The organism is Stenotrophomonas maltophilia (genome assembly GCF_002799245.1).
GTDB lineage: Bacteria > Pseudomonadota > Gammaproteobacteria > Xanthomonadales > Xanthomonadaceae > Stenotrophomonas > Stenotrophomonas maltophilia_S.
This window is the reverse complement of sequence record NZ_NEQV01000002.1, coordinates 1,066,614-1,086,666: the sequence shown is the minus strand read 5'-3', so window position 1 is coordinate 1,086,666 and position 20,053 is coordinate 1,066,614. Positions and strand designations below refer to the sequence as shown.

Sequence of the window (20,053 nt, the reverse complement as noted above, 5' to 3'; positions counted from 1 at the left end):
CGTTCATCCAGTCACCGCGATCAGGCGATCGCTTCCTGGTAACGGCGCTCGACTTCGTTCCAGTCGATGACGTTGAAGAACGCGCCGATGTATTCCGGGCGGCGGTTCTGGTACTTCAGGTAGTACGCGTGCTCCCACACGTCCAGGCCGAGGATGGGGGTGTTGCCTTCCATCAGCGGGCTGTCCTGGTTGCCGGTGCTCTCGACCACGACCTTCTTGTCCGGGGTCACGCTCAGCCACGCCCAGCCGCTGCCGAAACGGGTCAGCGCCGCCTTGGTGAAGGCATCCTTGAACTTGTCGAAGCCGCCCAGGTCCTTGTCGATGGCCTTGGCCACGTCGCCCACCGGGTTGCCGCCGGCGTTCGGCGCCATCACGGTCCAGAACAGCGAGTGGTTGGCATGGCCACCACCGTTGTTGCGCACCGGGCCCTGCAGGTTCTCCGGCAGCGACTTGAGCTTCTTCACCAGCTCTTCGACCGGCAGGTCAGCGTATTCGGTGCCTTCCAGCGCCGCGTTGACGTTGTTGATGTAGGTCTGGTGATGCTTGGTGTGATGGATTTCCATCGTCGCCGCATCGATATGCGGTTCCAGCGCGTCGTAGGCGTAGGACAGCTTGGGCAGGGTGTAGGCCATGATGCATCTCCTGATTGCGAGGGCACCCGACGATGTCGGGCGGTGCGCGGTGAATGATGGGGACAGACCGCCAGATTACCAAGGGGGATGTAAAGGAAATTGCGTCCTGCCAGTGAGCACGACGGCAATTGTTACGCAGCAGTGATGCAGCGCCCTCCTCATGTGCCGTGCAGCGCGCAGGCGCTACAGTGCGCGCACCACCCTCGCCCGCCCCTGCCCATGCGCAACCCCCGGCTGCTGATCACCGCCATCGCCCTGCTGCTGCTCGGCCTGGTCGTCAACCATTTCCTGCAGCGGCCGCCGGCGCCGCAGTTCGCGCCCGATCTGCAGGGCACGCCGGCCGCACGCGCGCCGGCCACCGCCTCGCCCGGCAAGGACAGCGGACTTCCCGCGTTCCTGCCCGCCGAAGCACGCGCGACCATCGCCCTGATCCAGCGTGGCGGCCCGTTCCCGCACCGCCAGGACGGCAGCACGTTCGGCAACCGCGAGCAGCAGCTGCCGCAGCGCGCACGCGGCTATTACCGCGAATACACCGTCGACACCCCTGGCGCGCGTACCCGAGGCACGCGCCGCATCGTCACCGGCGGCGATCCGCCGGAAGCGTGGTACTACACCGATGACCATTACGAGTCATTCCGCAGCTTCACCGTACCGGCCCAGGGAGCGCAGTGATGAGCCACGATGATTTCGGCCTCGGCCTGCACGACATCAACAATGCAGGCGTCTATGCCATCGACAGCGAGGACATCGGTGCATTGGCCGCCGCGATGCGCGATGCCGGCCTGAAAGTGATCCGCATCGATCTGGAAAGCGTGGCCGACAAGCGCACCCTGCTCGCCCGGCTGGCCGCGCAGCTGGATTTCCCCGCCGGTTTCGGCGGCAACTGGGATGCATTGTCGGACAACCTGCGCGACCTGCAATGGCTGCCCGCCAACGGCTACGCGCTGTTCCTGGCCGACGTGGATATGCTGCGCGCCAGCGCGCAGAAGGACTTCGACACCCTGCTGGACGTGATGGACGAGACCAGCCGCGACTGGGTCGGCCGCGACGTACCGTTCTGGGTGTTCCTGTCGCAGAGCGCATAAGGTCGATGGGCCGGTAGGTGCCGACCTTGGTCGGCGCTTCTGTGCCAACCAAGGTTGGCACCTACCCAAGCGCGCCAGCACGACCGTCACATCCTGCGATTGTTGCTCAACGGCGCGGGGACAAGGAAACATGCGTGGACAACGGCAGCCGCTAGCGGCTGCCGTTGTCTTCCTGCAGCTCTTTCTTGAACGGAATGTCCGGCGGCGGTCGTGCCACGGCCGGCTGGTCCTGCATGTTGGGGTTGGTCAGGCCACAGCCGCCACCAGCCTGCAGGATCGAAATGACGCAGGAGATCCGCGTGTTGGTGCCCGGCAATGGAATCTCCATCGCCTTGACGCCCTTGCGCACCCATTCGGCCAGCAACGATTCCTGCGGTACCCAGTACTTGTCGAACGAGGTCGGCGTGTAGTCGTACGGCGGACGCTTCAGCCACGTCCCCGACTGCGCGATGCGCTCCTTGCTCCAGCCGTCGTTTGCCCCACCGGGCGCACCGCGCTCGGCATGGCCGTCGCCCTCCTGCCCCGGCACACGCACGCTGCCATCGGCATTGAACAGGCCATTGCCCTTGCCGGCGACGCTGGCCTGGCGGGCACCGCCACTGCTGCCATCGCGGCTGTGGCTGGAAGATCCCCAGTCATCGCCCTTGGCAGGTGTCGCCCAGTTGCCGGGATCGGGCGCCGGGCGTGCACCTGCGTTTGCCGGCGCACGGCTGGATGCTGACGGACGAGTGCTGCTGCTCGCCTGCGCCGCGCTGCCGCTGGCCGCAGCTGCAGGCGTCGCGGCGGCACTGCCACTGGAGGAGGCCGGTGCCGCCGTCGGTGCCGCGGCCACTTCACGTTCCCGCACCTGCACATCGCGGCCAGTGGGCGCCCGCAGGGTGGGCTCACGCCCGGCCACCGCCGCCACCCGCACCTGCGGATCGGCCACGGCCTGCACCTCACGCTCGCGCACCTGCACGTCCTGCTGCGGCACGCGCACCTGCATTTCGGCGCTGCGCAGCGGTTGTGGCACGACCGGCGCGTCAACCGTACTGACTTCGCGTTCGCGCACCTGGATGTCACGCACCTGCGGTGCGCGCACGGCCAGCTGCGGGACGCGCACCTGGGTCGGTGCCGGCGGCGCCTGCACCGGCTGCACGCTGCGCTCGCGCACACTGGGTGTGCTGTCACGTGGCACGACGCTGACTTCAGTACGCGGCACGCTGACGGGCGGCACCACGAAATCCGTGCTGGCCTGCGCCACTTCGGTGGCCTGGACCGGCGAAGGCGGCGGCGCGGCAACCGGCGCCGGCTCGGCTTCGGCCGGCGGCGGTGGAACGCTGGCGACCGGTGCGGTTGCAGGGGATGAGGCGGCGGCCTCGGCAGCCACCGGACGCGGAGCGGGAGCCGTGGCAGCGCCCGCCTCCTGCCCCGTCGCAACCCTGCCAGCCGCAGCGGCCGCAGCCACCTCGGCGCCTGGCTGATCGCCACCGCCTTCCTGGGTGGCGCGGCCAACGAATTCCACCTGTACGCGCTCGCCGTCGGCGCCCTCTTCTTCCGGCGCCGTGGTGCGGATCACCGCCACCCACAGCAGCAGCATGAAGAACAGCAGGTGCAGCAGTGCACTGACCAGCGCCGAGGTCCAGCGCATCCAGCGCTGGTCGCGCGGCGCGGCATCCCAGTCCTGCCAGAACAAGCGGCGCAGCGCCTGCCACGGTGCCAGCTGCGGCGACCGGCCAGGCGGGCCGGGCAGCGGCCGGGGCAGGAAAACCGCGATCACGTCGCGGGCATGGAACGGCCGCGGCAGCGGCCCCAGCGAGCGCAGCCACAGCGCCCAGCCATAGGGCAGGCGGGTGGTCTTCTCGAGGACGGCGCGGGGCTGCTGGCGCGCCAGCAGCAGGTCAATGAGTTGCTCGGCCCGGGTCAGAGGCACGCGTCGGCGATCAGGCGACGTTGCCGCGCGGAATATACGGTGCGTGGCCGCTGTCGTGATCGGTCGCGTCGCGCACGGCGGTCACGCCCGGCACGCGTCCCATCAGGGTCTTTTCGATGCCCTGCTTGAGCGTCACGTCAGCCATGCCGCAGCCCTGGCAGCCGCCCCCGAAGCGCAACAGCACCACGCCGTCGGACGAAACTTCCTGCACGGCCACCTTGCCGCCATGCGAGGCCAGCTGAGGATTGACTTCGTTCTCCACCACCCAGTGCACGCGCTCGACCAGCGAGGCGGCATCACCGGGTGCCTCACCCTTGATGCGCGGCGCCTTGATGGTCAGCTGCTGGGCACCGGCGGTGCCGGCGACAATGTCGATCTCGGCGCCATCGAGCCAGCCAACGCTGCCGGCATCGACATAAAGGGTGAATCCATCGCAGTCCACCGCCCACTCGTCACCAAGCAGGTCGGTCGGCTCGGCGAATTCCAGCCGGGCATCGGCGCGCGGAGTACCGGGGTCGACCGCGCTCAGGCGCACGCCCATGCCGGGCACGCCCTCGCGTTCGATCAACTTGCGGAAATGGGTCTGGGCAGTGTCGGAGATCTGGATCATCAGGCTATTCTAGCCAAGTAAGCGTCAGCCGCTCATTCGATTTATACACCGTCCGGCGCATTGTTCAGTCAACACGAGGTGGAGATTCCCATGGCCGACCTGATTCCATTGGCCCAGGCCCGTTGCGTGCCGCGCAAAGGCAGCGACCACAAGCTCGGCGAAGCCCGCCTGGCTGAACTGCTGCCGCAGATTCCCGGCTGGGAGCTGAGCGAAGGCGGCCAGGCCCTGTTGCGCACCTTCCGCTTCAAGGATTACTACGCCACCATGGCCTTCGTGAACGCGCTGGCCTGGATTGCCCACCGCGAGGATCACCATCCGGACCTGGGCGTGCACTACGACCGCGCGGTCGTGCGCTTCTCCACCCACGACGTGGGTGGCCTGAGCGAGAACGACTTCATCTGCGCGGCAAAGACTTCGGCCCTGACGGAGCAACTGCCATGAACGTACGTTTGCTGAGCCTGTCCCTGATCGCTGCGACCGGCCTGGCCGGCTGTGGCTCGTCCGAACCGCCCGCCCCGCCACCGCCGCCGCCGACCGAGGTCGCAGCGGTGAAGACGCCGCCGCCGCAGTACCCGCTTGAACTGGCCTGCATGAGCGTGGGTGGCACCAGCACCTTCAAGGTGACCATCGGCACCGACGGCAAGCCGAGCGAGGTTGCACTGCTTACCGGCGCCGGCAACCCGCAGCTGGACGAGCTGGCCAGGACCGCCGTGCAGGGCTGGCAGTTCAATGCCGCCACCCGCAACGGCCAGCCGGTGCCAGCCACCATCCAGGTGCCGGTCAGCTTCAACCCGCCGCAGCCGAAGCCCGACCAGTGCTTCGCCATCGAAGAACGCCTGCGTCGCGGCGGCTGATCGCCCGTACCCCGACGAGGCCAGCCGACGCCCGCCTCGCCCTCGCCGCCCCGGCCGTGTCCGGGGCGGTTGTCTGTTGACCAGGACCGCGTCGGCACATGCTGCAGATCCCCCCCGAAAACATCTGGATCGCGCTGGCGGTCACCCTCGCGGCCGGCCTCGCTACCGCGATCGGCAGCCTGCTGGTGCTGTTCTCGCGCCGCCCCAACCCGCGCCTGCTGGCCTTCGGCCTGGCCTTTGCGGGCGGCGCGATGGTCTACGTATCGCTGTCGGAGATCCTCAACAAGTCCATTGCTTCGTTCGCACTGGCCTACGGCGAGCGCACCGGCTTCACCTACGGCACCCTGGCCTTCCTGCTGGGCGTGATCGTCATCGTGCTGATCGACCACTTCATCCCCAACCCGCATGACAGCCTGGACAAGCAGGACCCCGCATTCCGCGAGAACAGCCGCGAGTACCTGAAGCGTGTCGCCCTGCTGACCTCGATCGCGATCACCGCGCACAATTTCCCCGAGGGCCTGGCAACGTTCTTCGCGACGCTGGAAAGCCCATCGGTGGGCATGCCGCTGGCCTTCGCCATCGCCATCCACAACATCCCCGAGGGCATCGCGATCGCGGTGCCGGTGTACTTCGCCACCCAGAACAAGTTCTATGCGTTCAGCGCCAGCCTGTTGTCGGGCCTGGCCGAGCCGGTGGGCGCGGCGCTCGGCTACTGGCTGCTGTCCGGATCACTGTCGCACGCCACCTTCGGCTGGGTGTTCGGGCTGATCGCCGGCGTGATGGTGTTCCTGGCACTGGACGAACTGTTGCCGGCGGCCAAGCGCTACGCCAAGGGCCACGAGACGGTGTATGGCCTGGTGGCGGGCATGGGCACGCTGGCGATCAGCCTGGTGCTGTTCAAATGGTGAGGGGCTCCGCAAGGCACATCCACGCATGGCGTGGATCTACCCCTTGGCAGGGCACGCCGGGCGTGACGGCGGGTGGGTCCGCCTTGTAGCGAGCCGAGCACCGCAGGTCCGGCGAGGGCGAAGAGGCGCGGGTGTCTGAGCGCAGCGAGTTCCGCGCCGCCCCTCGGCGGACCGAGGAGCGCAGCGCCGGCTCGCGGATGGCGGCGTGTTTCTTTGGTTACTTTCTTTGCATGAGCAAAGAAAGTGACAAGCCCACTCATCGCAGGGAAGCGACGGCACCGACCAAGCACCCGGCGCCGCCGAACCGCCCTCAGCGCAGCCGATCCAGCGCCTCGACCAGCTCATCAGCCAGCGGCGCGTTCAGCACGTACGGGCTCTTGCCCGCGTCCAGCGCGAACTCCAGCGAGGCCGCATGCAGGAACAAGCGCTTCAGCCCGATCTGCTCACGAAGCCGCTTGTTGACCGCCGGATCGCCGTATTTGTCGTCACCGGCCACCGGGTGCCCCAGATGCTGGGCATGCACACGGATCTGGTGGGTACGGCCGGTCTCGATGCGCACCTCGCAATACGAATGGCCGCCGCGGCGCTCCAGCACCCGGAAGTGGCTGATCGATTCCTTGCCGATCGCATTGACCTGCACATGGCGCTCGCCACCCTGGCGCAGGCCCACGTGCAGCGGCGCATCGACCGTCATTACCCCGTCGGGCATGCGCCCGGCCAGCAGGGTCAGGTAGCGCTTGCGGATGCCGGCACCGTGGTCTTCCCGCAACAGCGCCTGCAGCTCGCTCAGCGCCGAGCGCTTCTTGGCCACGATCAGCAGGCCCGAGGTGTCGCGATCCAGCCGATGAACCAGCTCCAGGGTCTGCCCCGGGCGCAGGGCGCGCAGGGTCTCGATGGCGCCGAAGCTGATACCGCTGCCACCATGGCTGGCCACCCCGGAGGGCTTGTTCAGGGCCAGCAGGCGGGCGTCCTCGAAGACGATGGCCTGCTCCAGGCGGCGCATGAACGCCTCCGGCGGACCGGCCTTGTCTCCTTCCTCACTGAGACGAACCGGCGGCACACGCACCTCATCGCCCGCCTCCAGCTTGCGTTCGGCCTTGGCGCGGCCGCCGTTCACCCGTACCTGGCCGCTGCGCACCAGCTTGTAGACCAGGCTGCGCGGGGCGCCCTTCAGCTGGCCGAGCAGGAAGTTGTCCAGGCGCTGGCCGGCGCGGTCGGCCGGAACGGTGATCATGCGCACGGAAGGCTTGTCGCCAGCGGGCTTGGTGGGGTCTTGGGCAGTCATCAGGCTGTTTATTCTGTTACACTCGGGGGGCGAGATAAGGGATTGATTTCGTTGGAAGTTACTCAGGGCCAGAAGCCCAGCTTCCGACGAATCCGGCACAGTGCGCGACCACCGCCCGCGGGGCGGCCATGTTAGCGGCTCACCGGCCTTCCCGGCCATCGCCGGATGCCTGACACGCAACCGTGCTGAACATGTCCCGCGTGGCGCTCCAGCCTGGCTGACAGCTGCCTGCGGCCCTGCAACACCCCAAAACCCATAAGAGTGAAGCGCTCCCGCGGCCTGCCGTGGTGTCGTAGCGCTGGAAACCCAAGCCGCCCTCCCCGCGCTTGCGCGAATGGGCGGCGAGCCGTGTCCAGAGGCGAAACCCCATGGCGTTCCGCGCGGTAGCCGCTTGCGAGGAACGCAACAATGAAGCGAATGCTGATCAACGCCACGCAGGCTGAAGAGCTGCGTGTTGCCATCGTGGATGGCCAGTCGTTGTATGACATCGACATCGAACAGCCGTCGAAGGAACAGAAGAAGTCCAACATCTACAAGGGCCGGATCTTCCGCATCGAGCCCTCGCTGGAAGCCGCCTTCGTCGAATACGGCGGTGGCCGCCACGGCTTCCTGCCGCTGAAGGAAATCTCCCGCGACTACTTCCAGGCCGGTGTCGACCACAACAAGGCCGGCATCCGCGAGCTGCTGAAGGAAGGCCAGGAGATCGTCGTCCAGGTCGACAAGGAAGAGCGTGGCAACAAGGGCGCCGCCCTGACCACGTTCATCTCGCTGGCCGGCCGCTACATGGTGCTGATGCCGAACTCGCCCAGCGCCGGCGGCGTCTCGCGTCGCATCGAGGGTGAAGACCGGGCCGCACTGAAGGACGCCCTGGACAAGCTGAACATTCCCGACGACATGGGCGTGATCATCCGTACCGCCGGCGTCGGCCGCGATGCGGAAGAGCTGCAGTGGGATCTGGACTACCTGCTCAACGTCTGGCGCGCCATCGCCGAAGCCGCGCTGAGCAAGCCGGCCCCGTTCCTGATCTACCAGGAATCGCGCCTGATCGTGCGCGCCCTGCGTGACTACCTGCGCGCCGACATCGGCGAGATCCTGGTGGACACCGAGGAGATGTACGAGCACGCCCGCGAATTCATGCAGCAGGTGATGCCGCAGACCCTGCGCAAGCTCAAGCACTACAAGGACGACATCCCGCTGTTCAACCGCTTCCAGATCGAGTCGCAGATCGAAGGCGCCTACGAGCGCAACGTGCGCCTGCCGTCGGGCGGCTCGATCGTGGTCGACCAGACCGAAGCACTGACCGCCGTCGACGTGAACTCCTCGCGCGCCACCAAGGGCAGCGACATCGAGGACACCGCGTTCCAGACCAACCTGGAAGCGGCCGAGGAAGTGGCCCGCCAGCTGCGCCTGCGCGACCTGGGCGGCCTGGTGGTGATCGACTTCATCGACATGGCCTCCAACAAGCACCAGCGCGAGGTCGAGAACCGCCTGGCCAATGCGCTGAAGTACGACCGCGCCCGCGTCCAGGTCGGCCGCATCTCGCGCTTCGGCCTGCTGGAAATGAGCCGCCAGCGCCTGCGCCCGAGCCTGGGTGAATCCAGCCAGATCGTCTGCCCGCGTTGCGACGGCCACGGCCGCATGCGCAGCGTCGAGTCGCTGTCGCTGTCGATCATCCGCGTTGCCGAAGAGCATGCGATGAAGGAGAACACCGGGCAGGTGCTGGTGCAGGCGCCGGTGGAGATCGCCAATTACCTGCTGAACGAGAAGCGCAGCGCCCTGCGCGAGATCGAGCAGCGCCACGAGGCGCCGATCGTGATCGTCGCCGACGAGCAGCTGCACACCCCGCACTACACCGTCACCCGCCTGCGTGAGAACGAGCTGGGTGAAGAGAGCAACAAGCCCAGCTACCAGCGCGGCACCCCGCGCAAGCTGCCGGTGCACGCCCTGACCAAGGGCCAGCTGAACATCCCGCCGCCGGCGGTGACCCAGGTCAAGCACACCTCCCCCGCCCCGGTGCGCGAGGAAGCAGAGCCGGCCGCAGCCGCTCCGGCTCCGGTCGTGGCTGCGCCGGTGGCGCCTGCTCCGGGTGGCGGCGTGATCGGTTGGCTCAAGCGCGTGTTCGGTGGCGAGCCGGCACCGGCTCCGGCGCCGGCCGCGCCGGCTGCGCGCCAGCAGCAGGACGGTGGCCGCAAGGACCGCAACAAGGATCGCAACAAGGACCGCAAGGACCGTCGCGACGACAATCGTGGCAACGGCGGCAACGGCAACGCGCAGCAGCAGAAGGACGGCGGCAACCGCAAGGACCGCGGTGAGCAGCGCAAGGACGGCCGCAACGGCAACAACGGCAATGCCCAGCAGCAGCCGCAGCAGGGCAAGCAGAAAGAGCCGCAGCAGAAGGATGGCCAGCAGCAGCCGCAGCAGCAGAACAAGCCGCGCAACGAGCAGCAGGGCCAGAACCAGAACCAGCAGCAGCCGAAGCTGAAGCAGCCCAAGCAGCCGCGCCAGCAGCAGGACGCTGACAAGCCGGCCGAGAAGCCGCAGCGCAGCGCCGCCGAGGCACCGGCCGAGGCCGTGACCGCGGCTGCAGCCGTGGCCGCTACGGCCGTCGCTGCCAACGTGGTGACCGCTCAGGAAGCTGCTGCGCCGGTGGCTCCGGTTGCACCGGCCGCGTCCGCTCCGGCCGAAGCCGCTGCACCGCTCGACACCGCTGCCACCACTGGCAGCGAGGCCGAAGGGATTGCCGTGGCCGGCGAAGAGGCAACCGTCGACGCCAACGGCGATCAGGCCGGTGAAGGCGCGACCCGCCGCCGCCGTGGCCGTCGCGGTGGCCGTCGCCGTCGTCGTGGTGGCGCCGAGAACGCTGCCGGCAGCGATGGCCTGGGCGATGACCAGGACGACGCGGACGACAGTGATGACACCGATGTTGCTGATGTCGCCGAGCCGGGCAGCAACAGCGCTGCCGGGGTCGCTCCGGTCGCCGCTGCACAGCCGCCCCGTTCGCAGCCGGAATTCGATTTCGATGACGAAGCCGAACCGACCGCTGCCGAAGCCGAGAAGCCGGTCCGCGCCGCCGCCGCTGTTGTCGCCGCGCCGGTCGCGGTGGTGAGCAGCGCTGTGATCGAAGCCGCTGCGCCGGTCGTTGCCGAGGTACAGGCACCGACCGGAATCGTGGCCAAGGCCGAACCGGCGTCTTCGCCGGTACAGACCAGCATGCTCGACGCCATCGACGCTGCGACCCCGGCCCAGCCGGTGGTGGCTGCGGCCCCGGTGGTCGAAGCGAAGGCGGTCGTGGTTGAAGTCGCCCCGGCCGTTGAAGCCACTCCGGTGGCCGAAGCGCAGCCGGTCGTCGTCGAGGCTGCTCCGGTCGTGGAATCGAAGCCGGTGGTTGTTGCAGCGGCCCCGGTGGTTGAAGCCCAGCCGCAGGCCGTCGAGGCCGCCCCGGTGGTGGAGGCCGCTCCCGCGGTTGAAGCCAAGCCGGTCGTCGAGACCGCGCCGGTCGCCGAACAGCCGGTCGCTCCGGTGGCGGTTGAAGCCGCACCGGTGGAAGCGGCGGCCCCGGTCGCCGATGCGGTGGTGACGCCGTCGATCGATCCGGTCGCCGATGGCCATGCCGACGCAGCGGCCCAGGCAGCCGAAGCCAAGGCCGATGAGGAAGACGAAGAAGCCGCCAAGCGCACGCCGCCGGCGAACTGATCGCGCCTTGATCGGGTAGAAAACGAAACGGCGGGGATCGATGATCCCCGCCGTTTCTGTTTGTGCGCCGGGTGCGTGCAACGCTCTGGTAGAGGCCAACCTTGGTTGGCACCGTTGTTGGAGCGGACGCGGACACGTCCGTGCCAACCAAGGTTGGCACCTACCAGGACATCAGCGCGCCGGCGCGAACTGCAACCGGGTCCACACCCCATAGTGGTCCGAGGCCCACCGACCGCTGTCATCGGGCTGGTCGAACAGGAGCCTGGCCTCACGCGCGACCATCTCGTCCTGCTGGAAGAAGATGTGGTCGATCCGCGAGGGCGCCTGGTAGTAGTGCCGGTTCAACGTACTGACCCCGGCCAGGTCGGTGTTGACGTGCACGCTGCCGTAGCTGTCGCCATAGTGACTGCGCAGCTCGCTCAGGTCGCCGGCATCCACCAGTGCGTTGAAGTCGCCGGCAATCACGACCGGTGCACCGGCCGAGGTGCTGGCGATGAAGCGCAGCAGGTCCTCGACCTGGACGCGGCGGATGTGCTGCCCGCTCTCGTCGTTGCGCTCGTTCAGATGGGTCGCATAGACGTTGACGGCCTTGCCGTCCATATCGATGCGCAGATGGGCGACGGTCCGGTAGTCGTCCAGCGGCTGCAGCAGGTGCTCACCCTGGGCGAGGATCGGGCGCCGGCTCAGCAGTGCATTGCCGTAACGCTTCGGCGCGCCCACCGGATCGGTGGAGACGAAGATGTACCTGTAGCCAAGCTGGCTGGCCAGCCACTGCGCCTGGTTGCGCACGTTGCGGCGCTGGATCACCTCCTGCAGCGCGATGGCATCGGGCTGCAGGCGCTTGAGTTCGGCCAGGATGGTGCGGCGGCGGTTCGGCCAGTCCTCGCGGTCGTGATGCAGGTTGAAGGTCACCATGCTCATGCCTGGCGCGCTGACGGCGTCAGCCGCTGCCGCGGCGGCTGGCCCGGCCGCCATCACGGCGCCCGGCAATGCCAATGCAATGGCCAACCCCAGGGCACGCACGGTCGTGCGCACCCTTGCCCCCTGCTGCTTCATCGTTACTGCCCCTTGCGCTCGGCGCGGCGCACCGCGCCCGGTACATCGATCTCGACCCGCGCCGGCAGCTGGTGCACGTGCAGTTCCCTGTTGATCCACTCGGCCGCTTCGCCGTTGATGGTCGCCTCGCCCGGATCACCGGCGTATGGCCAGGGCAGCACCACGCCACCGACCGGCGGTACCAGGCCCGGCTGCACCTCCAGCACCAGCTGCTTGTCGCTGCGCTGCAGGCGGTAGTTGAGCTGGCCCTGCGGCGTGCGCAGGCCCTGAACGGCGATGCCCTCGCCCTGCAGCCAGGCCGTCGGAATGCCGGCGGCCAGCACCAGCGCATCGTCCATGTCGCGGCTGTAGGCGAACATGTCCAGCGCCGAGCGCACGAAGTCCGAGGCTACCCAGGCATGCGGCAGGTCACCGACGAAGAACGGCTTGCGTGGCGTGCGCGAGACCACTTCGGCCCACTGGTTCCAGGCCTGCGGCGCACGATCCTTGAAGAAGAACTCGGTCGCCTGCCAGGCGCGATCGCGCCAGCCCAGGCGGACGAAGGCGGCGACATTGCGCCACTCGTAGGGCGTGTAGTCCTTCCACTCGCGCTTGCCATCCCGACGGGCCACGAACTCCTTCCAGTAGCGTTCAAAGGTGGCATCGAGTGCCTGCTGCGGAAGGCGGCCCTGTTCACCCCCCGGGGCCAGCGCGATGGTGGTCGAGGTCGCATCGAAATCGCCCAGCTCGGCCGAGCCCGGCAGGTAATCGATGTTGTGCTGCTGCATCGCCGACAGCAGCGAGGCCTGCAGGTCATCACGGAACTGGTCACGCGATTCGGCGATCTGCATCGCTTCGACCTTGCCCAGCTGGGCGGCCAGCGATGCCGCATCCTTGTAGCCACGCAATGCCCAGAAATTGTCCCAGTACGAATGCATCGGCTTGGCCGAATAGCCTTCGTGGCTGATCGAGGCCGGCATCATCCCGTAGAACGCCGGATTGCGTGCACGATTCTCGTCGGTGCGCTCGCTGGCGCGCAGCTGCTCCATGTAGCTGTAGGCGCCCTGCACATGCGGCCACATCAGTTCAGCGAAGGTGCTGTCACCGGTATAGCGCCCATATTCGGCAACGCTGTAGATCAGCTCGCCATGGCTGTCGTTCTCCGGCACCGGATCGCTGCCGCGTGCATCGACACAGCACGGCACCTTGCCGTTCTCGAACTGGTAGGGCGCATACCAGTTGATGTAATCACGCACCGCATCACTGCGCCCCATGCGCAGCAGGCCCTCGGAAATCATCGCGCCATCGCGGATCCAGCTGCGCGCGTACGAGCGCGTGCCCGGCTGCAGGCGCGGGCCAACCCGCGAGATCAGCATGTGCGCCACGGCGGTGCGCAGGGTATCGACCAGCGCCTGGCCCGCAGCCGGCACCTTCAACGAGACCACGCCCAGCTTCTGCCGCCACTGCTCTGCCACCTGTGCCTGCGCCTTGGCCACATCCAGCGCCTGCGGCGCCCAGCCTCCGGTCTGCGGCAGCACCACCGCCACTTCGCGGCTCTGGCCGGGTTCCAGCTTGATCGTGTACAGCAGCGCACCGGAAGCCATGCCGGTGCTGTCCTTCACCGCCGTGCTGGCCGGATATTTTCCGGAGGCCAGGTGCATCGCGTCGAGCTTGCCATCGAACGTGCTGGCGAAACGGGCATCCGGCACCTGCAGCGGATAGATGCGCGGCTCGCCGTTGATGCGCACCAGCTGTTCGCCGACATCCAGCGCTTCGATGCGGCTGAAGCCGCCAACGGTGTTGAGGAACTGGGTCGGCGGGTTGACCTGCCACGGGCGGATCGCCAGCGCCAGGGTGTATTCGTGCGCCACCTTGTCTGGATTGCTCAGCCGGTAGCGGCCGATCAACTGCGCGCGCTCCGGCGTGCCCTGCACGAAGCTGGTCACCGCCAGGCCGGCCTTCTCGTGCACCCAGTCGACATTGGCGATCGGCAGGTAGTGATCCTGCAGCGACTGGGTGATGGCCACCTTCGACCAGTCCAGCAGCTTGCCGTCAAGGCGGATGAACGGCTCGATGCTGAAGCTGCCCTTGGCCGGTTCCAGCGCACCGTCTTCGCTGATCAGTGCCTGTTCCTGGCCACCATCGAGGCCGAGCAGGGTCCAGTACGGCTGTTCGCCCACATAGGCACGCGGCAGCGAGCCGCGCGGCAGATCGGCAGCCACCGAGGACAGGAACGCGTTCGGTGTGGCCGCGAAGGCCAGCGGCTTGAGCGTGATGTCACGGATGCCATAGCGCCAGTTCGGGCCATCCTGCAGATCGAAGCGCACGTAGCGCGCGTCGGTATCCGGCAACGCCAGCCAGTCGCGGCCTCCCGCACCGCCGGTCACCTCGCGCACAGTGCGCCAGTCCCGGCCATCCTCGGACGTCCGCACGGTGTAACGGCTGGCTTCCAGGTTCGGCAGCCAGTCGATCACCGCACCGCCGATCTCGCGGCTCTTGTGCAGGTCCAGGCTGATGGTCTGCTGCTTGACCCCGCCACTGATCCAGAAGGTGTCGCCCTTGCCATCGATCATGCGGTCCTGCAGCGCGGTGGCGGTATCGGCGATCACCGATGGCACCAGCGCCGAATCATCCTGCGGCGGCAGGCCCTGCAGGGTCAGTTTGTCGAAGCACACCGTGCCCCGGCCACCGACCTTGCTGTAGATCGTGAACTCGACCGCGGCGCTGCGTGCCATCTCCTTCTCGGGCGAAGGCCCCCACGCCTTGTCGATCTGGCGACGACGGTACTCGACCGGCGTCCACGCCTTGGGGAAGCTGTAGCCCGGGCGATTGACCCACCAGACGTTGTCGCCGCTGGCATCGATCAGCTTGAACTGCAGGTCGTTGCCCGGGGAATCACCGCGCAGCTGGAAGCCGAAGCGGTAGTTGGCCGGATATTCGATGTTCAGCGCACGGCGGATGCCGACGTAACCCGACACCTTGTGGAAATCGTAGTCCAGGCACAGCGCGCGGCCGCCACCGGCGCCGCTGACCGGCCGCAGCGAACCGCTGACCTGGTCGGACAGCACCAGCGTCCAGGCACCGATGTCGTCGAAGTCGTCCAGCACCTTCGGCGCCGGCAGTGCCGGTGGTGCGGCGATCGCCAGGGAAGTCCACAACAGGCCCAGTCCAACGGCGATCACTCGCTTCATCCTTTGACGCTCCCCAGCAACAGACCTTGGATGTAGTACCGCTGCAGCACCAGGAACAGCGCCAGCACCGGAACCACGGTGACCACCGCGCCAGCCATCATCATTTCCACGTCCATGATGTGCTCGCGCGAGAGGGTGGCCAGCGCCACCGGCAAAGTGTAGTGCTCCTGGTCGGTCAGCACGATCAACGGCCACATGAAATCGTTCCATGCGCCCATGAAGGTGAAGATCGCGAGGGTCACCAGCACCGGCTTGAGCATCGGCAGCACGATCTGGAAAAAGATGCGCAGCTCCCCTGCCCCGTCGATGCGCGCTGCTTCAAGCAGTTCGTCCGGGATCGAACGCGCGTACTGCCGCACCAGGAAGATGCCGAACACGCTGGCCAGCGCCGGCACGATCACGCCGCCGAAGCTGTTGACCAGCCCCAGCTGCTTCATCAGCAGGAACAGCGGCAGCATCGCCACCTGCGCCGGAATCACCAGCGCTGCCATCAGCACCTGGAACAGGCGATCGCGGCCGACGAAGTTGAGCTTGGCGAACGCATAGCCGGCCATGGTGTTGAGCAGCAGCGAACCCAGCGTGATGCCCAGCGACACCAGCAGGCTGTTGGCGAAGTTGCCGCCCATGCCGGTGCGCGCGAACAGCTCGTGGTAGTTGTGCGTGGTGATGCTCGAAGGCAGCAGCGGCGGCGGGAAATGACTGGCCTCGCCCTGCGGCATGAACGAGACCGAGAGCATCCACAGCAGCGGTGCCAGGCTGACCAGGGCCAGCACCAGCAACGCACCATTGATCATCCACGGGTACCAGCGCGACTGGCCGATTTCACGACTCATACCAACTGCCTCTTGCGGCCGAAACGCAGCATCACGGTGGTCACCGCCAGGATGATCAGGAACAGCAGGAACGCCACCGCGGAGGCGCGCCCCAGGTTCCACCACTTGAAGCCTTCCTCGAACATGAAATACAGCACGCTGACGGTGCTCTGCAGTGGATCGCCGCGGGTCATGACATACGGCTCGGCGAACAGCTGGAAGTAGCCGGACACGGTGATCACCCCGACCACCAGCAGCACCGGGCCGAGCATCGGCAGGGTGATGTGCAGGAACTGCTTCCAGCGCGAGGCGCCATCGATGCGCGCCGCTTCGTACAGGTCATGCGGGATCGCCTGCAGGCCGGCCAGGAAGATCACCATGTTGTAGCCGAAGTTCTTCCATACCGCGAACAGCATGATGGTCGGCATCGCCCAGTTGGGATCACCCAGCCAGTCGATCGGACTGATGCCCAGATGGCCCAGGCCGTAGTTCACCAGGCCGTAGCTGGTATGGAACAGGTAGCGCCAGATCACGGCCACCGCCACCAGCGTAGTCACCACCGGCGCGAACAGTGCCGTGCGGAACAGGGCCTTGAAGCGCGCGGCCGGCGCATTGAGCAGCATTGCCGCGCCCAGCGACACGCCGATCGACAACGGCACGCCGATCAGCACGAAGTAGGTGGTGTTCCACAGCGACTTCCAGAACATCGGCGTCTGCAGCAGGTCGATGTAGTTGCCCAGGCCGACGAAGCGCAGGTTGCTGCTGTCGGCCAGCGCATAGAGGTCGAAGTCGGTCACGCTCAGCGCGAGCGCCGAGGCAACCGGCAGGCCGAAGAATACGCCCAGCACGATCAGCGATGGGCCGGCGAAGATCCAGCCGGCCAGCGAAGTACGTTTCATTGCGCGCTCCCGGCGGCCACGGCGCTGCTCGATTGCGGCGACGGCGCGCGCTTCTGCAGGCGTTGTTGTTCATGCATCCAGCGGCGCTTGGCCAGCACCTTGTCCACGCGCTGGTCCAGTTCGGCCACGGCCTTGTCCTGCGGCAGGCCACCGCGCACCACCTTCTCGGTGACGATGCGCATTTCCTGCACGATGCGCTCCCATTCGAGCACCTTCGGCGTCGGCTTGACCCGCTCCAGCTGGTCGCGGAACGCGGCCGCCAATGGATCGTTGGCCAGCGATGGCGCGTTCCAGGCACTGCGGCGCGGCGGCAGGTCGCCGATGATCGAGTGGAAGCGTGCCTGGATTTCCGGGCGCGACAGGAATTCGATCAGCTTCCAGGAAGCTTCCTTCTGCTGCGACTTGCGGAAGATCACCAGGCTGGTGCCGCCGGCGATGCCCGCGCCCGGACCGTCCGGCCCCGGCAGCGCGGCGGTGCCCCACTGCCCTTCCAGTTCCTTCGGCTGCAGCTTCTTGAACTCGCGGATGTTCCAGGGGCCGGAGATGTAGAACACGTTGAAGCCGCGGAAGAATTCATCCCAGACGTTGGAAATCTGCGTCTCGGACATCTTCGGCGCCCAGCCCTGCTCGAACATGTTGGCGTAGAAGGCCAGCGTGCGGCGGAACCCCGGGCTGGAGAAATTGCCGCGGGTATCGTCGTCGCGCAGCAGCGGGTCGGGCTGCTGCAGTGCCAGCGACAGCTGCTGCTCGAATTCGTTGATCGGCATCAGTACCGCGTAGCGGTTCGGACCCTGCATGCGCTTGATCGCCGCCATCTGCTCGTCCCACTCCTGCCAGGTACGCGGCGGGTGGTCATAGCCGGCCTTGGCCAGGAGGTCCTTGCGGTAGTAGATCAGGCGCGTATCGACGTACCACGGCACGCCGACCAGCTCGCCATGGATCACGTTGGTATCCCAGATACCCTGGAAATAGTCTTTCTGATCGACCACGGCAGAATGATCAACGAAAGTCTGCAGCGGCGTCAGCGCGTCGAGTTCGGCGAACTCCGGCACCCAGGTATTGCCGAGCTGGCACACGTCCGGCAGGCCATCGGCGGCGAACGCGGTCAGCAGCTTCTCGTGCGCGGCGGTCCACGGGATGTTCTGCACATCCACCTTGATGCCGGGGTTTTCGGCCTCGAACTCGTGGATCAGCTCGCTGACCACCTCTGCTTCGCGGCCCATCGCCCAGAAGCGCACGGTGGTGGTGCCCGGCTCGGTGCGGGCGCAGCCGGCCACGGCCAGTGCGGCCAGGGCAGGCAGCGCCCAGCGGCGCAGGCGGTCGATCCAGTTCGGCATCAGGTTACTTGCCCTGGCCTGTGGTGCGGTTGGCATTGTTCTTCTGTTCCTGCGCGGCGGCCGCGCGTGATTCGGCGATACCCACCGCGCGTGCAGCCGCGGCCTTTTCGTCCTTCTGCAGTTCCAGCGGCTGGAACGACCCTTCCGGCGCCAGCCAGCCACCGCTGAAGCCGGCCCGCTCCAGGCCCTTGCGGATGTACGGGTTCTTCTTCATCACTTCCCATACGAAGTCATTGCGGTAGTTGGCGATCATGGTCAGGATCGGCCCCTGGTCGATGGCGATGTAGTCGCTGGCGACCCAGCCGCGATCCGGCACCAGGCGGCCGGTCTTGATCGGGATGTCGTAGTTGAAGCTGGGGTTGAACGAATCCAGGAAGCCGTAGCTGGAATAGATGTAGTCGCCGTAGCGCTTGTGCATTTCCAGCGTGGCCGGGATCACCTGCTCGGGTGCGAACACCACCGATGCGATCGCCGCGGTCGGGGCGATGGTGCCGTCATCGAAGTTCTCGCGCAGGCCAGCGCCGCGCGAGGAGTAGTGGCGGAACTGGCGCTGCTCGCCGCGGTACTCCTGCGTGGTGTTCTGCGGGCCATCGCTGGCGGTCAGGCCCCAGACGTTCTCGCCATAGTCCTTCCACTGCATCGGGTTGGCGATGGCGTATTCGCGCTGGGCCAGCGCGGCCGAGCGGCTGTTGAGGAAATAGGTGCTGCCACGCTCGCGCATGTAGGCGTCCTGGATGTCGCGGAAGTCGATCCAGACGTGGCTGTACTGGTGGCCGAACAGCGGGCCGAAGGACAGGTATTCCTGGCCCTGGTAGACCCCCCAGTCGTTGTCGTAGGTGCGCGTCCACACCGTCCACGCGTCCGGGCTGACCGGGTGCGTGGGCGAGCCCAGGGCGAGGATGTAGACCATCATCGCCTCGTTGTAGCCCATCCAGTCGTGGTCGATGAAGCCGCTCTCCGGGAACCAGCCCATCGAGATCAGCGGTGCACGCTGCTGCAGCCACGGCCAGTCGACCTTCTTGTACAAGGTATCGGCGATCTGGCGGATTTCCTTTTCGCGCGGATCGTCACCGTCGTAGTACGACTGCGCGAACAGCACGCCCATCATCAGCAGCGCGGTATCCACCGAGGACAGCTCAACCCAGCTGTCGTAGCGACGGCCTTCCTGCATGTCCAGGAAGTGGTAGTAGAAGCCCTTGTAACCGGCTTTGCCGGTACGCTGCGGGCCCATCGGCACGTCGCGGAAGAATTTCAGGGTGGTCAGGGTGCGGTCGATTGCCTGGTTGCGGCTGACCCAGCCGTTCTCGATGCCGATCGGGTACGCCGTCAGCGCGAAGCCGACCGAGGCGATGCTGGCGAACGGCCGCGACGGGTAGCGGTCCGGGGTCAGCCCGTTGATCTCGTTGGTGGTGTCCCAGAAGAACTGGAAGGTGCGGCGCTCGATGTCATCGAACAGCGGCGGCAGCTCGGGCTTCATCGGCCGCGGCGGTGCATCGGCCTCGATCAGGATCACCGGCGGGCGCGGCTTGGCAGGCTCCTGCTGGGCCGGCTGGCAGGCGGCGACGGCCAGGCTCAACGCTGCCGCGGACAACAGATGGCGTGCCTGCATGGCGCGATTCCTCCGGTGGTCTGATCGATGGGAAAGCATACCGTCCAATGATCTGAAATCGTTTACAAGATGCGTACTTAAAAAACCACGAAAAACGTGGTTTGACACCGCGATCATTGCCCACGCCGCTGCCCCCTGCCCGGCAGCGGCGTGGGCAATGGACCGGCGCGGGGCCGGCCATTGCCGTTTTC

The 20,053-nt window shown here is 67.0% G+C and carries 16 protein-coding genes; 6 read left to right on the top strand and 10 right to left on the bottom strand.

Annotation, left to right across the window (positions count from 1 at the left end):
- Positions 1-20: 20 nt before the first annotated feature.
- Positions 21-632, bottom strand: coding sequence for a superoxide dismutase (locus B9Y64_RS10810; RefSeq protein ID WP_005410310.1), 612 nt, complete (start codon positions 630-632; stop codon positions 21-23).
- Positions 633-851: 219 nt separating this feature from the next.
- Between B9Y64_RS10810 and B9Y64_RS10805 the strand changes: the two genes are divergently transcribed.
- Together B9Y64_RS10805 and B9Y64_RS10800 are read left to right on the top strand one after the other, a co-directional pair.
- Positions 852-1,304, top strand: coding sequence for a ribonuclease domain-containing protein (locus B9Y64_RS10805; protein ID WP_100440648.1), 453 nt, complete (start codon positions 852-854; stop codon positions 1,302-1,304).
- Positions 1,304-1,717: a barstar family protein gene (locus B9Y64_RS10800; RefSeq protein WP_100440647.1), complete on the top strand. Its 414-nt coding sequence runs from the start codon at positions 1,304-1,306 to the stop codon at positions 1,715-1,717. The genes B9Y64_RS10805 and B9Y64_RS10800 overlap by 1 nt, the downstream gene beginning before the upstream one ends.
- Positions 1,718-1,868: 151 nt before the next feature.
- Here the strand turns inward: B9Y64_RS10800 and B9Y64_RS10795 are convergent, their stop codons facing one another.
- Positions 1,869-3,629 carry a hypothetical protein gene (locus B9Y64_RS10795; RefSeq protein ID WP_100440646.1) on the bottom strand — a complete coding sequence of 587 codons (1,761 nt, stop codon included), beginning with the start codon at positions 3,627-3,629 and terminating at the stop codon, positions 1,869-1,871.
- 10 nt (positions 3,630-3,639) lie between these two features.
- On the bottom strand, positions 3,640-4,239 hold the full coding sequence (locus B9Y64_RS10790) for an NfuA family Fe-S biogenesis protein (RefSeq protein ID WP_014037813.1): 600 nt from the start codon (positions 4,237-4,239) through the stop codon (positions 3,640-3,642).
- Between the two features lie 90 nt (positions 4,240-4,329).
- Between B9Y64_RS10790 and B9Y64_RS10785 the strand changes: the two genes are divergently transcribed.
- The 3 genes from B9Y64_RS10785 (at position 4,330) to zupT (ending at position 6,001) form a co-directional block, all read left to right on the top strand.
- The gene (locus tag B9Y64_RS10785) at positions 4,330-4,680 is read left to right on the top strand and encodes a 4a-hydroxytetrahydrobiopterin dehydratase (protein WP_100440645.1); all 351 of its coding nucleotides are present in this window, start codon (positions 4,330-4,332) and stop codon (positions 4,678-4,680) included.
- Positions 4,677-5,093, top strand: a complete 417-nt coding sequence (locus tag B9Y64_RS10780) for an energy transducer TonB (RefSeq protein WP_100440644.1) — start codon at positions 4,677-4,679, stop codon at positions 5,091-5,093. Before B9Y64_RS10785 ends, B9Y64_RS10780 begins: the two co-directional genes overlap by 4 nt.
- A gap of 98 nt (positions 5,094-5,191) precedes the next feature.
- On the top strand, positions 5,192-6,001 hold the full coding sequence (gene zupT / locus B9Y64_RS10775) for a zinc transporter ZupT (protein WP_014037815.1): 810 nt from the start codon (positions 5,192-5,194) through the stop codon (positions 5,999-6,001).
- 310 nt (positions 6,002-6,311) lie between these two features.
- On the opposite strand, the gene B9Y64_RS10770 is transcribed toward zupT, so the two are convergent.
- Positions 6,312-7,286 (bottom strand): RluA family pseudouridine synthase, encoded by a 975-nt coding sequence (locus tag B9Y64_RS10770; protein WP_100440643.1) that lies wholly within the window; start codon positions 7,284-7,286, stop codon positions 6,312-6,314.
- 408 nt (positions 7,287-7,694) lie between these two features.
- Here B9Y64_RS10770 and rne point away from each other — a divergent pair, with 408 nt between their 5' ends.
- On the top strand, positions 7,695-10,979 hold the full coding sequence (rne, locus tag B9Y64_RS10765; protein ID WP_100440642.1) for a ribonuclease E: 3,285 nt from the start codon (positions 7,695-7,697) through the stop codon (positions 10,977-10,979).
- A 171-nt stretch (positions 10,980-11,150) separates the two neighbouring features.
- Here the strand turns inward: rne and B9Y64_RS10760 are convergent, their stop codons facing one another.
- Genes B9Y64_RS10760 through B9Y64_RS10735 form a run of 6 tightly spaced genes read right to left on the bottom strand, consistent with a single transcriptional unit; the run spans position 11,151 to position 19,862 of the window.
- The gene (locus B9Y64_RS10760) at positions 11,151-12,035 is read right to left on the bottom strand and encodes an endonuclease/exonuclease/phosphatase family protein (protein WP_100440641.1); all 885 of its coding nucleotides are present in this window, start codon (positions 12,033-12,035) and stop codon (positions 11,151-11,153) included.
- Positions 12,036-12,037: 2 nt separating this feature from the next.
- Entirely contained in the window at positions 12,038-15,205 is a 3,168-nt protein-coding gene (locus tag B9Y64_RS10755) for a discoidin domain-containing protein (protein WP_100440640.1), read from the bottom strand.
- On the bottom strand, positions 15,202-16,038 hold the full coding sequence (locus B9Y64_RS10750) for a carbohydrate ABC transporter permease (RefSeq protein WP_100440639.1): 837 nt from the start codon (positions 16,036-16,038) through the stop codon (positions 15,202-15,204). Before B9Y64_RS10750 ends, B9Y64_RS10755 begins: the two co-directional genes overlap by 4 nt.
- The gene (locus B9Y64_RS10745) at positions 16,035-16,916 is read right to left on the bottom strand and encodes a carbohydrate ABC transporter permease (protein WP_005410323.1); all 882 of its coding nucleotides are present in this window, start codon (positions 16,914-16,916) and stop codon (positions 16,035-16,037) included. Before B9Y64_RS10745 ends, B9Y64_RS10750 begins: the two co-directional genes overlap by 4 nt.
- Positions 16,913-18,253 carry a sugar ABC transporter substrate-binding protein gene (locus B9Y64_RS10740; protein ID WP_100440638.1) on the bottom strand — a complete coding sequence of 447 codons (1,341 nt, stop codon included), beginning with the start codon at positions 18,251-18,253 and terminating at the stop codon, positions 16,913-16,915. Before B9Y64_RS10740 ends, B9Y64_RS10745 begins: the two co-directional genes overlap by 4 nt.
- Before the next feature lie 4 nt (positions 18,254-18,257).
- The gene (locus tag B9Y64_RS10735; RefSeq protein WP_005417626.1) at positions 18,258-19,862 is read right to left on the bottom strand and encodes a glucoamylase family protein; all 1,605 of its coding nucleotides are present in this window, start codon (positions 19,860-19,862) and stop codon (positions 18,258-18,260) included.
- Positions 19,863-20,053: the final 191 nt, after the last annotated feature.